Source organism: Variovorax sp. 10N432 (assembly GCF_056394465.1).
Window position 1 is genome coordinate 97,624 of record NZ_JBFTHX010000010.1, and the last position, 12,532, is coordinate 110,155.

The 12,532-nt window shown below is 69.2% G+C and carries 13 protein-coding genes; 6 read left to right on the forward strand and 7 right to left on the reverse strand.

What is annotated here, in order from left to right; genetic code table 11:
• Positions 1 to 33 precede the first annotated feature (33 nt).
• From AC1DF3_RS14200 to AC1DF3_RS14210, 3 genes are all read left to right on the forward strand, one after another.
• Positions 34 to 975 (forward strand): encapsulin, encoded by a 942-nt coding sequence (locus tag AC1DF3_RS14200; RefSeq protein ID WP_286532882.1) that lies wholly within the window; start codon positions 34 to 36, stop codon positions 973 to 975.
• A gap of 1 nt (position 976) precedes the next feature.
• On the forward strand, positions 977 to 3,940 hold the full coding sequence (locus AC1DF3_RS14205) for an FAD-dependent oxidoreductase (protein WP_478139969.1): 2,964 nt from the start codon (positions 977 to 979) through the stop codon (positions 3,938 to 3,940).
• Positions 3,941 to 4,052: 112 nt separating this feature from the next.
• Complete coding sequence (locus tag AC1DF3_RS14210; protein ID WP_286524294.1) at positions 4,053 to 4,391, forward strand: hypothetical protein; 339 nt, start codon at positions 4,053 to 4,055, stop codon at positions 4,389 to 4,391.
• 9 nt (positions 4,392 to 4,400) lie between these two features.
• Here the strand turns inward: AC1DF3_RS14210 and AC1DF3_RS14215 are convergent, their stop codons facing one another.
• The 6 genes from AC1DF3_RS14215 to AC1DF3_RS14240 form a co-directional block, all read right to left on the reverse strand.
• On the reverse strand, positions 4,401 to 4,685 hold the full coding sequence (locus AC1DF3_RS14215; protein WP_286532884.1) for a hypothetical protein: 285 nt from the start codon (positions 4,683 to 4,685) through the stop codon (positions 4,401 to 4,403).
• Positions 4,686 to 4,790: 105 nt separating this feature from the next.
• A complete protein-coding gene (locus tag AC1DF3_RS14220) occupies positions 4,791 to 5,336 on the reverse strand; it encodes a murein hydrolase activator EnvC family protein (protein WP_286532885.1) in 546 nt (181 codons plus the stop codon).
• A gap of 59 nt (positions 5,337 to 5,395) precedes the next feature.
• Positions 5,396 to 7,180 (reverse strand): ABC transporter ATP-binding protein, encoded by a 1,785-nt coding sequence (locus AC1DF3_RS14225; protein WP_478139970.1) that lies wholly within the window; start codon positions 7,178 to 7,180, stop codon positions 5,396 to 5,398.
• A 16-nt stretch (positions 7,181 to 7,196) separates the two neighbouring features.
• Positions 7,197 to 7,661 carry a CreA family protein gene (locus AC1DF3_RS14230; RefSeq protein WP_286533112.1) on the reverse strand — a complete coding sequence of 155 codons (465 nt, stop codon included), beginning with the start codon at positions 7,659 to 7,661 and terminating at the stop codon, positions 7,197 to 7,199.
• Positions 7,662 to 7,678: 17 nt separating this feature from the next.
• On the reverse strand, positions 7,679 to 8,230 hold the full coding sequence (locus AC1DF3_RS14235; protein ID WP_286524285.1) for an NUDIX hydrolase: 552 nt from the start codon (positions 8,228 to 8,230) through the stop codon (positions 7,679 to 7,681).
• Between the two features lie 8 nt (positions 8,231 to 8,238).
• Positions 8,239 to 8,940 carry a fumarylacetoacetate hydrolase family protein gene (locus AC1DF3_RS14240; RefSeq protein ID WP_286524283.1) on the reverse strand — a complete coding sequence of 234 codons (702 nt, stop codon included), beginning with the start codon at positions 8,938 to 8,940 and terminating at the stop codon, positions 8,239 to 8,241.
• A 104-nt stretch (positions 8,941 to 9,044) separates the two neighbouring features.
• On the opposite strand from AC1DF3_RS14240, the gene maiA reads away from it, so the two are divergent.
• A complete protein-coding gene (gene maiA / locus AC1DF3_RS14245; RefSeq protein WP_286524864.1) occupies positions 9,045 to 9,683 on the forward strand; it encodes a maleylacetoacetate isomerase in 639 nt (212 codons plus the stop codon).
• Positions 9,684 to 9,685: 2 nt separating this feature from the next.
• A complete protein-coding gene (gene pgeF / locus AC1DF3_RS14250) occupies positions 9,686 to 10,435 on the forward strand; it encodes a peptidoglycan editing factor PgeF (protein WP_478139971.1) in 750 nt (249 codons plus the stop codon).
• Here pgeF and AC1DF3_RS14255 read toward each other — a convergent pair.
• A complete protein-coding gene (locus AC1DF3_RS14255; RefSeq protein ID WP_478139972.1) occupies positions 10,367 to 10,675 on the reverse strand; it encodes a hypothetical protein in 309 nt (102 codons plus the stop codon). The two genes, pgeF and AC1DF3_RS14255, sit on opposite strands and share 69 nt — an antisense overlap.
• Positions 10,676 to 10,778: 103 nt before the next feature.
• On the opposite strand from AC1DF3_RS14255, the gene AC1DF3_RS14260 reads away from it, so the two are divergent.
• Positions 10,779 to 12,509 carry a PHA/PHB synthase family protein gene (locus tag AC1DF3_RS14260; RefSeq protein WP_478139973.1) on the forward strand — a complete coding sequence of 577 codons (1,731 nt, stop codon included), beginning with the start codon at positions 10,779 to 10,781 and terminating at the stop codon, positions 12,507 to 12,509.
• Positions 12,510 to 12,532 lie beyond the last annotated feature (23 nt).

Below are 12,532 nucleotides of genomic sequence, written 5' to 3' on the forward strand. Positions count from 1 at the left end.
TATCGAGGTCAAACACACAAAAGAGGAGTTGAGATGGCGGACAACAACCAGCAGGTTCCATGGACCGACGAGCAGTGGGCGCGGGTGCGCAAGGTGATCCAGGAGGAGGCGGCGAGGGCGCGGGTTGCGGCCAACTTCCTGCCCCTGGTGGGGCCCTTGCCGGCCAGCACCGACTACGTGGCGAACGACACGATCAGCTACGGGAGCGGGGAGGGGGCGAGGCTCCAGATCCAGGACAGGACGACGATCCAGCTGCCGACGCTGCAGGTGCGGGTGTTCCTGCGCGGCGCGCAGATGGCGGACCCCGACATGGACAGCGCGCTGCAGCTCTTCCGGCGGGCGGCCAACATGCTGGCGCGGCTGGAGGACAGCGTGGTGTTCACCGGGCTGGCAAAGGAGAGCGCGCGGCCCTGGAACGCGCCTCCGGTGGCGCAGGTGCTTGGCGGCGAGTACACCAGGGGCCTGGTGCAGGCCAATGGCGACCGGTCGCGCGACGTTGAGCGAGACCCTTCGGAAAGCCTGGGCAACCGTCTGGTGACTGCCGTGTCCGCGTGCATTGGCGATCTCGAGGCGGCGGCTCATTTCGGCCCCTTTGCCGTCGTCTTCGGCCATGATTTCTTCACCGCGGTGCAGTCGCCCGACAAGTCATCGCTGGTGCTGCCGCAGGACCGCATCATTCCGTTCCTCGGCGGCGGGCCGTTGCTGCGCTCGTCCACGCTGCCCAAGGACGCCGGCGTGGTGGTTGCGCTGGGCGCGGCGCCGGTCGAACTGGTCGTGGCGACCGACGTGTCGCTCAATTTCCTCCAGGTCACGGCGGATCCGCAATTCGTCTTCCGGGTCTACGAGAAGCTGGTCCTGCGGATCAAGGAGGAAGCGGCCATCAAGGTCATCAGGGTCAAGGGAGACAAGACCCCCTACAAACCAGGAGAGGTCGGCGAGAAGCCGAAGGATTCGGACACCAACAAGACCTCCTGAGATGAAGCCTGCAAGGGTCGTCATCCTCGGCGGTGGCGTGGCGGGCATGAGCGCCGCCCATGAGCTGATCGAGCGCGGCTTCGAGGTGGTCGTGCTCGAGCGCCGCGACATCGCCGGCGGCAAGGCGCGCAGCATCCCGGTGAGCGACAACGAGGACGGCGGCGCCGGCCACGAACTGGCCGACCGCGGCGTCGCCGCCATCGAACACCAGCTGCCGGGCGAGCATGGCTTTCGCTTCTTTCCGGGCTTCTACAAGCACGTGGTCGACACCATGCGGCGCATCCCGTCCTTCGACGGCCGGCCGGTGGCGGACCATCTGGTGGCGACCACGCGGGTCGGCTTCACGCAGTACGACCAGCCGGCCTTCGAGGTGCCGGCCAACTTTCCGCAGACACCCGGCGACGCCGGCACGGTGCTGCGCGACATCCTGCTCGCCTTCGGTCCGGTGACCGGTCTCACGCCCGACGACCTGGCCTTCTTCGGCTCCCGGATCTGGCAGATCCTGACCTCGTGCGAGCAGCGCCGGCTCGACGAGTACGAGAGCATCAGCTGGTGGGATTTCATCGGCGCCGAAGGGCGCTCGCCGGCCTACCAGAAGTTCCTCGGCGACGGCATCACGCGCTCGCTGGTGGCGGCCAAGGCGCGGCGGGCCAGCGCGCGCACCATCGGCGACATCTTCGCGCAGCTGATGCTGACGATCGTCAATCCGACCGGCGGCTCGACCGACCGGGTGCTCGACGGCCCGACCAACCTGATCTGGATCGATCCGTGGCTGAGCTGGCTGCAGGCGCGCGGCGTGCAGTACCACTTCAATGCCGAGGTCGAGCAGATCCTGTGCGCCGGCGACAAGGTGAGCGGCATCGTGGTGATGGAGCAAGGGGTGCGCACCGTGGTGCAGGGCGATCACTACATCGCCGCCGTGCCGCTCGAGCGCATGGCGGTGCTGGTCAACGACGACCTGCTGGCTGCCGACCCGTCGCTGGCCAACCTGGGCACGCTGGCACCCAATGTCGAATGGATGAACGGCGTGCAGTACTACCTGTACCGCGACGTGCCCGAGGTGCATGGGCACGTGATCCACATCGACTCCGAATGGGCCCTGACCAGCATCTCGCAGTTTCCTTTCTGGCGCAGCGTGGTGCCGACGATGCTGGCCTGCGGCGAGGTCAAGGACATCATCTCGGTCGATGTCTCCGACTGGACCGCGCCGGGCCCGGACGGGCGGCCGGCGATGCAGTGCTCGCGCGACGAGGTCGCGCGCGAGACCTGGCGGCAACTCAAGCGCTCGCTCAACGCCACGCAGGAAATCCTGCGCGACGAGGACCTGCATTCCTGGTTCCTCGACTCCGACACCGCGCCCGATCCCACCCGTCCCGGCTTCCTCGCGAACGCCGAGCCGCTGCTGGTGAACCTGGTCAATACCTGGGCGTTGCGGCCCGAGGCGGCGACCGCTGTGTCGAACCTCTTCCTGGCGTCCGACTACGTGCGCACGCACACCGACCTGGCGACGATGGAGGGGGCCAACGAGGCGGCGCGGCGGGCGGTGAACGCGCTGCTCGACGCAGCGGCATTCGCCGGCCCGCGCTGCGAGGTCTGGCCGCTGCAGGAAGTCGAGGTGCTGACGCCCTGGCGGCTGCACGACGCGGCGCGCCACCGGGCCGGCCAGCCGTGGGACCCTTCGCTGACCCAGGTGGCGCTGCAGGCGCTGGGCGCGGCATCGCCGCTGCTCGACCAGGTGCGCCCGCTGATGGCGGCGATCAGCCCCTATGCGTCGCCGGTGGCCGATGCGCTGGATGCGATGGACCAGGCGATCGACGGTGCCGGCACCGGGCTCGGTGCCGATCCCGCGGTGCGCCATGGCTCCGCCTACGTGCCGACGCCCCTGGACAACGTGCTGCGGGTCACCGATCGCGTGCCCGGCATCGGCGGCGTCACGGGGCCGGGCGGCTTCGTCGAACGGATGGCGTGGTACCGCGGCATGGTCACCCAGACGCTCGAGTCCGGCGTGCCCGACTGGGAGCCGCAGACCCACCTCTACGCGCTGGTGAAGGACTTCATGTCGCGCTCGGGCAAGGGCTTGCGGCCCGCCCTGTGCCTGGCGACGACGCGCGCGCTGGGCGGTCGGGTCGAGCACGCGCTGCCCGCCGCGGCCGGCATCGAGATGCTGCACAACGCCTTCCTGGTCCACGACGACATCGAGGACGGCAGCGAGTTCCGGCGCGGCGTGCCCACCATGCACCGGCGCGCCGGCATTCCGCTGGCCGTGAACACGGGCGACGCGATGAACGCGCTGGCCATGCGGCTGGTGCGCCGCAGCGGCGAGTTCCTTGGGCCGGCCGGCGCGCTGCGCATCCTCGACGAGATCGACCACATGCTGATGGAGACGCTCGAAGGCCAGGCGATGGAACTGGGCTGGGTGCGCGACAACGACCTCTCGGTCGGCACCGACGACTACCTGCGTCTGGCATTGAAGAAGACGGCCTGGTACAGCTTCATCCATCCCTTGCGGATCGGCGCGCTGGTGGCCAACCCCGAGGACCCGGATCTCGGCCGCTTCGATCGCTTCGGCTATCTGCTGGGCCTGGCCTTCCAGATCACGGACGACGTGCTCAACCTGAGCGGCGACGAGGCGCGCTATGGCAAGGAGATCGACGGCGACCTGTGGGAGGGCAAGCGCACGCTGGTGCTGACGCATGCGCTGTCCCACGCGAGCCGGGCCGAACGCGACTGGATGGGCAACTTCCTGTCGCGTCCGCGCGAACGCCGGCTGCCGCGCGAAGTGTTCCGCATGCACGACATCGTGGCGGGCACCGGCAGCATCGACTGGGCGCGGCAATCGGCGCTGGCGCTGGCCGACGCGGCGGCCAAGGAGTTCGACCTGTCGGCCTTCGCAGGGGTTGCTCCAAGCCCGGACCTGGACTGGCTGCGGGCCAGCGTGGGCTACCTGGTGCAGCGCGACTCCTAGCGCGGCGGCCCTGCGGCGCTCATTCCCGGCTCATTCTTGGCGCCTAGAGTGCGTGCAAGCCCTCCGTGGCGCCGCGTCGGCGTGCACGGGGCAGGGCCTGAAGGAGAGTTGCATGCATGCTTTGATCAAGGGTCTCGCCGTGGGCGTCTTCGGCGCCATCGCCACGCTCGGCGCGCTCAGCGCCAACGCCCAGTCGGATGGATCGGACTACCACCCGCTGCAGATGAACTCGCCCGCCAAACCGGAGGTCGACGCCGACGCGATCGCAGCATCGCATGCACAGGGCACCGAGGCCATCGGCCAGTCGACCGCCGCGCCGATGGTGAACTCGCAGGGCGTGTCGCGCGAAGCGGTCTACCGTGAAGCCGTCGCGGCCTCGCATGGGACCGGCACCGAGGCGATCGGCCAGTCGACCGGCATGGCCGGCATCACCGGCGGCGTCCCGCACTGAAGGCCGGGCTCAGAGGGCTTCGGCGAGCGCATCGACGGCGCCGAAGTCCGCCGGCGCGAGCAGCACCGCCACTTCGGGCCGCAGCGCGTAACGCGCCAGGGCCTTGGCCTCGATGAGGCCGAAGTTCGCCTGGCAGGCGGAGATCAGGCTGGCTTCATTCGTCTCGGCGCCGAAGCGCTCGCACAGGGCGCGTTCCGAGATGCGGGCGATGATGCGAGGTCCGTCAAAACCATCAGGATAGATCGCGAACCTGACGGTGCCCGAATCGGGGCAATGGATCGCTTCGCAGTTCATCGGGGGCTCCTTGTTGTTTGCTGCATATTGGACGCGAGCGCGACGAAAGAAAGTCCCGGCGAACTTCGCCTTGCGAAGACGGAAGGCGCCTACAACGCGAGCAGGTCAGCGCAGGGTGCCGTTCAGGTAGGGCTCGGGGTCGACCGCCACGCCCTGCTTGCGGATCTCGAAGTGCAGTTTCACGCGATCGGCGTCGCTGTTGCCGATCTCCGCGATCTTCTGGCCCTGGCGCACCACGTCTTTCTCCTTGACCAGGATGGTCTTGGCGTTGGCGTAGGCGGTCAGGAAGGTGTCGTTGTGCTGGACGATGACCATGTTGCCGTAGCCCCGCAGTTCGCCGCCCACGTACACGACCCGGCCGTCGGCCGCGGCGACCACCGGGTCGCCCAGGTTGCCCGCGATGTCCATGCCCTTGTTGCGGGTGCCGTCGAAGCCGGACAGGGTGCGCCCGGGCGCCGGGCGGATGAAGATGGCCTGCGGCTTCGGCGCCGGCGGCGTCGCGGCGGGCGGCGCCGCCTGGCCCGAGGGCGGCAACGGGTAGAAGGGCGGGCTCGTGCTCTGCGGCGGGGTCGAACAGGCCGTCAAGGCGGCGATCGCGGCGACGCCGGCCGCGATGGCGGTGGCGCGAGAAAGTGAATTCTGGATGTGCATGGCTTGGATGGAACGTGATCGCGGCGAAGGGTTCCCTGGCGCGTGGCCGGACCGCAGTTTTAGCATGCGGCGGCCGGGGCAGGTGAGACCATGCGTTGCAGCAGCGGCTGGCGCGCCAGGACCGCTGCGCGCGGGCCGGCGTCGACCACCTTGCCGGCCTCCATGAGCACCACCGTGTCGAAGCGCTCCAGCAGGCTGAGGCGGTGGATCGACGCGATCATGCAGGCGTCGGGAAAGGCGGCCGCGATGCGTTCGAGCACCCTCGCTTCTGTGGCCGCGTCCAGCGCGCTGGTCGGTTCGTCGAGCAGCAGCAGGGAACTGCCCCGGGCCGCCAGCACGCCGCGCGCAAGGCACAGGCGCTGGCGCTGGCCGCCCGACAGGTTGAAGCCGCGCTCCGACAGCGGCGTGTCGAGGTCGCCGTGCGTGGCCTGCAGCACCTCGTCGAAGGTGCTGGCGTGCATCGCCGCGCGCAGCGCGTCGTCGCTCGCCGGCTGGCCGAAGCCGAGGTTCTCGCGCACGCTGGCCTCGAACACCTCGGTCTCTTGCGGGATCAGCGTCGCCAGGCTGCGCAGCCGCGGCCATGGCTGCGGCTGGCCGTCGATCGCCAGCGTGCCCTGCTGCGGCGCATAGAGGCCGGCCAGCACCCGCAGTAGCGTGCTCTTGCCGCCGCCGCTCGGGCCGACCAGCGCGATGCGCTGGCCGCGGCCGAGTGCCAGCGAGACGTCGTGCAGCCCGCTGCGCGCGGGCTCTGCCGTGGCCGCCGGCGTGCCGCGCGGGTCGTAGCGCCAGACCAGGTGCTCGACCGCGATCGTGCGCCAGGCGGCATCGCTGTCGATGGCTTCCTCGGCCAGGTCCCGCACCCGCGAGGGCGCCTGCCAGATCGGTGCGGYACTGGTGTAGTCGGTGTGCATGCGGGCGAAGAACTGGAAGTTGGCGGCCATCGAGGAGACCACGCTCGCGGCCTGCTGGGCGTACTGGTAGATCATGAACACCCCGCCCAGCAGCACCGCCTGGCCCGGCGCCCGCGACTGCCAGACGTAGACCACCACCAGCCCCCAGGTCAGCGCCAGGCCGAGGATGTCGACCGCGAACCACTTGCCTTCGTTGAGCACCACGGTGCGCTTCAGCGGCACCGAGATCGCGGCCATGCGCCGGCCCAGCAGCAGGCGCGATGGGGCCGACAGGCGCAGGCCGATCACGGTCGCGGCGTTGCCGAGGAAGTCGAGCAGGGCGGCCACGTAGCGGCGGTCGGCGTCGTTCTCGGCGCGGGCCAGCCGCATCAGCGCCTGGTCGAAACGCAGCACCAGGATGGCGATCACCACGTAGCCGGTGATGGCGATCGCGCCGCTGGCGCGCGACAACAGGGTCAGGGCCACCAGCGGCCCGATGAAGTTGACGATGTTCGTGAGGTAGACGAACTGGTTCTGCGCGAAGTCCGACAGGGCCTTGCTGGCCTGGTGCACGCGGTGCTGCATCTCGCCCGAATGGTGGCCGTCCTGCCAGGCCAGCGGGGCGGCGGCGATCCGGGCATAGAGCGTGTCGGCCAGGCGTTCGCGCACCCGCAGGCCGACGTTGCGTTCGAGGATCCGGCCCGGCCCGTGCACCAGCCAGGAGGCGACGTAGACCGCCGTGAGCGCCCCGATCCAGCGGCCGGAGCCGGCGAAGTCGCCGGTCTGCAGCGCGTTGATGGCTTGGGCCGCCAGCCAGGGCATCGTGAGCCGCAGCAGCTGCGAGCCGGTCAGCAGCGCGGTCGCGGCCAGCAGTTGCGGCCGGGCGCCTTCGGCGTAGTGCCAGAGCGCACCGTAGAGGGCGCGAATGGCATTGCCGGGGGCGTTGTCGCTCATCCGCCGGCGCCTCGCACTACTTCATCGGGATCGGCGTTGCCCGATCGATGGCCACCGCGGTGACGCTGTTCTTCGGCGAGCCATCGACCAGCAGGTCGGAATAGGTCAGGTAGACCAGCGTGTTGCGCTTGCTGTCGACCAGCCGCACCACGCGCAGCCGCTTGAACAGGATCGACAGCCGCTCGCTGTAGACCTCCTCGCGCTTGGGCAGCGGCTGCGTCACGCTTACCGGGCCCACCTGCCGGCAGGCGATCGAGGCCTCGGACTTGTCCTCGGCCAGGCCGAGCGCGCCGGAGACGCCACCGGTCTTGGCGCGCGAGACATAGCAGGTCACGCCGTTGACCTTGGGGTCGTCGTAGGCCTCGACCACGATCTTGTGGTCGGGGCCGATGAGTTTGAAGGCGGTGTCGACCTCGCCCACCGGCTCGGCCGGAGCGCGCGCCGCCGCCGTCATCGCCAGGCCGAGCAGCAGGGCCGGCATCCAGCCGCGGCGCGTCGTCATGCGATGTCCACCGTGTGGACGCGATCGAAGCTGCCCCGGCGGCGGTCCTCGAAGTAGCGCTGAAGCGCCTCGCGCACGGTGCGGAAGGCGATCTCCTCCCACGGGATCTCTTCTTCGGTGAAGAGCCGGGCCTCGATGGTCTCGTGGCCCGGGTCGAAGCGCTCGCTCAGCAGCCGCGCCCGATAGAACAGGTGGACCTGGCCGACCCGCACCACGCTCATCACGGCGAACAGGCCCTCCATCTCGTACTCGGCGCCGGCTTCTTCGTCGGTCTCGCGCGCCGCCCCCTGTTCGGTGGTCTCGCCGAGTTCCATGAAGCCGGCCGGCAGGGTCCACTTGCCCCAGCGCGGCTCGATGTTGCGCTTGCACAGCAGCACCCGATCGCCGAGGACCGGGATCGTGCCGACCACGTTGAGCGGGTTCTCGTAGTGGACCGTGCTGCAGGCCGGGCAGATCGCGCGCTCCTTGGTGTCGCCATCGTCCGGCAGACGGTAGACGACGGCGGTGCCGCAGTTCTTGCAGTGCTTGATGGGGACGCGCAGGATCATGGGCGTGGCTAGACGATCTGGACGGTCAGCGACGGCAGGCCGGTGATCTCGCCGACCAGCGTATCGCCGGCGACCACCGCCGCCACGCCCTCGGGCGTGCCGGTGAAGATCAGGTCGCCGGGCTGCAGTTCCCAGGCCGCCGACAGGTGTTCGATGGTCTCGGCCAGGTTCCAGATCAGTTTGCTCACGTTGCTGCGCTGGCGGTCGGTGCCGCCGACCTGCACCGAGATCTCGGCGTGCTCGATGTCGCCGGCCTGGGCCGCCGGCACGATCGGGCCGATCGGCGCGCTCTGCTCGAAGCTCTTGCCGATGTCCCAGGGCCGGCCCTGCTTCTTCATGTCGTTCTGCAGGTCGCGGCGCGTCATGTCGAGGCCGACGGCATAGCCGTAGATGTGCTTCATCGCGTCCGCGGCGGCGATGTTCCGGCCGCCGGTGCCGATGGCCGCGACCAGCTCGATCTCGTGGTGCAGGTTCTTGGTCAGCGTGGGGTAGTCCATGCGGCCGGTCGCACCGGCGTCGACCACCACCACGGCATCGGCCGGCTTCATGAAGAAGAAGGGCGGTTCGCGCCCGGTGAAACCCATTTCCTTGGCATGCTCTTCGTAGTTGCGGCCGACGCAGTAGATGCGGTGGACCGGAAAACGCGCGGCCTGGCCGACCACCGGGATCGACACGACCGGATGGGGGGTGAAAACAAACTCGGCAGTCATGGGGAAAGCGTCCTTTTTCAGCGAAACGGGAAGTGTGCCAGAGGGCAGCGCCGGTTGTCCGCGGTGGGACTGGGGGCAGGCGGCACGGCTATGCTTGCCGGATGATGAAGCTGCACAACTATTTCCGCTCCTCCGCGTCCTTCCGGGTGCGCATCGCGCTGAACCTCAAGGGCCTCGACTACGAGTACATCCCGGTGCACATCGCCCGCGGCGAGCACAAGACCGGCCCGTTCGCGGCGATCTCGCCCGACATGCTGGTGCCCCTGCTCGAGGACGACGGCGAGCGCTTCACGCAGTCGATGGCGATCATCGAATACCTGGACGAAATCCAGCCCGAGCCGCCGCTGCTGCCGCACGACCCGGTCGGCCGGGCCCGCGTCCGGGCGCTGTCGGAGTCGATCGCCTGCGAGATCCATCCGCTCAACAACCTGCGCGTGCTCAAGTACCTGGTGCGCGAACTCAAGCTCGACGACGACGCCAAGAACGGCTGGTACCGCCACTGGGTGCGCGAAGGCATGCTGGCCTTCGAGCGCCAGCTGGCCCTGCACCCCGCGAGCACCTACTGCTTCGGCGACACCCCCACCATGGCCGACTGCTGCCTGGTGCCGCAGGTCTTCAACGGCCAGCGCTTCGACTGCGACTTCAGCGGCCTGCCGCGCACCATGGCGGCCTTCGAGGCCTGCATGCAGCTCGATGCCTTCCAGCGGGCCCAGCCTTCGCGCTGTCCCGACGCCGAAGCGTGAGCATGTCCGATTGGCTGGTGCCCGACTGGCCTCTGCCCGCCGGCGTGCGGGCGCTCTGCACCACGCGCGAGGGCGGGGTCTCGGCGGGTGCCTGCCAGAGCCTCAACCTGGGCGACCATGTCGGCGACGATCCGGCCAGCGTGCGGACCAACCGGGCCCGGCTCGAGGCAGCGCTCGGCGCGCACCCGGTGTTCCTGCAGCAGGTGCACGGTACCGAGTTGCTAACGCTCGACGGCCGGACGGCCGACGGCGCTGCCGCCGACGCCTGCACCACGGTCGAGCCCGGCGTCGCCTGCACGATCATGGTCGCCGATTGCCTGCCGGTGCTGTTCACCGATGCGGCGGGCCGTCGCGTGGCGGCCGCGCATGCGGGCTGGCGCGGACTGGCCGCGGGAGTGCTCGAACGGACGGTCGCCGCCTTCGAGGGCGAGGGCGGCGCGCCGGCGCTCATGGCCTGGCTCGGGCCCTGCATCGGCCCGGACGCCTTCGAGGTCGGCGATGACGTGCGCGCGGCCTTCGTCGCCGGTTCACCGGCGGGGAGCCGGTGCTTCCGCCCCGCCGGAACCCCGGGCAAGTGGATGGCCGACCTGGCCGGCCTTGCGCGCCAGCGGCTGCAGGCGGCCGGCGTCGCGCGGCTTCACGGCAACGACGGCAGCGAAGCCTGGTGCACGGTGCACAACCCGTTACGTTTTTTCTCGCACCGGCGCGACCGGGCCAGCGGCCGCTTCGCCGCCTGCATCTGGCGCCTCTGAATGGCCCCTGGCTGCCTCTGCGTGCGCTCGTACGGCTGCCTCTCCCTCGGCCGCCTCGCGGGCCTTGAGCGCCCTGCGACGGGCCGGCGTAGCCATCAGGTAAACCACCAGTGCCACCGGCAAAAGGCCGTAGAGTACAAAGGTAACGATCGCGCCGAGCACGGTGCCGGTGGTGTTGGTGGCTTCCGCAACGGCCATCATCAGGGCCACGTAGAGCCAGGCGATCACGACGAGGTGCATAGATGATGTTTTCAGGCAGGTATGGCGGGCCGCGCTGGTGGGGCCCTGGCGAATACAGCATACTCAAAACCCGTATGCACGAGGCGAGGCAGAAGGAGACATCATGAAACACGCACAGGCCACCGGGGCCGAGACTTTCGCGCCCTTCCAGCAGGCGCTCACGCAGGGGTGGGAAAAAGCCCTCGAGTCCTTCCAGTCGCTCGGTGCCCAGGGCACGGCCTCGGCCGGCGCCCCCTGGGGCCAGATGCCCAAGCTGTCGTTCTCGGGCGAGAAGCTGCGCCAGCTGCAGGAGCAGTACGTCAGCGAAGCCAGCGCGCTCTGGCAGAACGGCTTCGCGGCCCAGGCCGGCGCCGACAAGCGCTTCGCCGGCGCGGCCTGGGGCGGCAATCCGGTCTCGTCTTTCTCGGCCGCCATCTACCTGCTGAACGCCCGCACCCTCATGGGCATGGCGGACGCGGTCGAAGCCGACGCCAAGACCCGCTCGCGCCTTCGCTTCGCGGTCGAGCAATGGATGGCGGCTTCGGCGCCGAGCAACTACCTGGCCTTCAACGCCGAAGCCCAGAAGAAGGCGCTCGAGACCCAGGGGGAGAGCATCGCCAAGGGCATTCAGAACCTGCTGCACGACCTGCAGCAGGGCCATGTCAGCATGACCGACGAAAGCGCCTTCGAGGTCGGCCGCAACGTCGGCACCACCGAAGGCGCGGTGGTGTTCGAGAACGACCTGTTCCAGCTGCTCGAATACAAGCCGCTGACCGCCAAGGTCTACGAGCGGCCGCTGCTGCTGGTGCCGCCGTGCATCAACAAGTTCTACATCCTCGACCTGCAGCCCGAGAATTCGCTGATCCGCTATGCGGTCGAGCAGGGGCACCGCGTCTTCGTCGTGAGCTGGCGCAACCCCGATGCGTCCATGGCGCACTACACCTGGGACCAGTACATCGAGGACGCCGCCATCAAGGCGATCCATGTCACCCAGGAGATCACCGGCCAGGACAAGGCGGGCGGCAAGATCGACACCCTCGGCTTCTGCGTCGGCGGCACCATCCTGAGCACCGCGCTGGCCGTGCTGGCGGCGCGCGGCGAGCAGCCGGCGGCCTCGGTCACCTTGCTGACCACCCTGCTCAACTTCACCGACACCGGGGTGCTCGACATCTTCATCGACGAGAACTTCGTCAAGTTCCGCGAAATGCAGATGGGGCAGGGCGGGCTGCTGCAGGGCGGCGAGCTGGCCTCCACCTTCAGCTTCCTGCGGCCCAACGACCTGGTCTGGAACTACGTGGTGGGCAACTACCTGAAGGGCGAGACGCCTCCGCCCTTCGACCTGCTCTACTGGAACAGCGACGCCACCAACCTGCCGGGGCCGATGTACTGCTGGTACTTGCGCAACACCTACCACGAGAACAAGCTCGCGGTGCCGGGCGCGCTCACGGTGGCGGGCGAGCAGGTCGACCTCGGCGCCATCGAGGCGCCGGTCTACATCTACGGCTCGCGCGAGGACCACATCGTGCCGATCGGCGGCGCCTATGCCTCGACCCAGGTGCTCAAGGGCAAGAAGCGCTTCGTCATGGGCGCCTCGGGCCACATCGCCGGCGTGATCAATCCGCCGGCGAAGAAAAAGCGCAGCCACTGGATCCGCGCCGACGGCAAGCTGCCGGCGACGCAGGCCGAGTGGCTGGCCGGCGCGACCGAGCATCCCGGCAGCTGGTGGACCGACTGGTCCGACTGGCTGAAGACCCACGCGGGCAAGCAGATCGCTGCCCCCAAGGCTTATGGCAAAGGCAGCGCCTACAAGGCGAGCGAGCCGGCGCCGGGCCGCTATGTCAAGGCGAAAGCCTGACCCTCACTTTTCCCGTCATATTT

What these genes read in the sequence shown, in the direction of transcription:
- AC1DF3_RS14200 (WP_286532882.1), top strand. Translation starts at nt 34, where the DNA reads ATGGCGGACAACAACCAGCAGGTTCCATGGACCGACGAGCAGTGGGCG.
- AC1DF3_RS14205 (WP_478139969.1), top strand. Translation starts at nt 977, where the DNA reads ATGAAGCCTGCAAGGGTCGTCATCCTCGGCGGTGGCGTGGCGGGCATG.
- AC1DF3_RS14210 (WP_286524294.1), top strand. Translation starts at nt 4,053, where the DNA reads ATGCATGCTTTGATCAAGGGTCTCGCCGTGGGCGTCTTCGGCGCCATC.
- AC1DF3_RS14215 (WP_286532884.1), bottom strand. Translation starts at nt 4,685, where the DNA reads ATGAACTGCGAAGCGATCCATTGCCCCGATTCGGGCACCGTCAGGTTC.
- AC1DF3_RS14220 (WP_286532885.1), bottom strand. Translation starts at nt 5,336, where the DNA reads ATGCACATCCAGAATTCACTTTCTCGCGCCACCGCCATCGCGGCCGGC.
- AC1DF3_RS14230 (WP_286533112.1), bottom strand. Translation starts at nt 7,661, where the DNA reads ATGCCGGCCCTGCTGCTCGGCCTGGCGATGACGGCGGCGGCGCGCGCT.
- AC1DF3_RS14235 (WP_286524285.1), bottom strand. Translation starts at nt 8,230, where the DNA reads ATGATCCTGCGCGTCCCCATCAAGCACTGCAAGAACTGCGGCACCGCC.
- AC1DF3_RS14240 (WP_286524283.1), bottom strand. Translation starts at nt 8,940, where the DNA reads ATGACTGCCGAGTTTGTTTTCACCCCCCATCCGGTCGTGTCGATCCCG.
- maiA (WP_286524864.1), top strand. Translation starts at nt 9,045, where the DNA reads ATGAAGCTGCACAACTATTTCCGCTCCTCCGCGTCCTTCCGGGTGCGC.
- pgeF (WP_478139971.1), top strand. Translation starts at nt 9,686, where the DNA reads ATGTCCGATTGGCTGGTGCCCGACTGGCCTCTGCCCGCCGGCGTGCGG.
- AC1DF3_RS14255 (WP_478139972.1), bottom strand. Translation starts at nt 10,675, where the DNA reads ATGCACCTCGTCGTGATCGCCTGGCTCTACGTGGCCCTGATGATGGCC.
- AC1DF3_RS14260 (WP_478139973.1), top strand. Translation starts at nt 10,779, where the DNA reads ATGAAACACGCACAGGCCACCGGGGCCGAGACTTTCGCGCCCTTCCAG.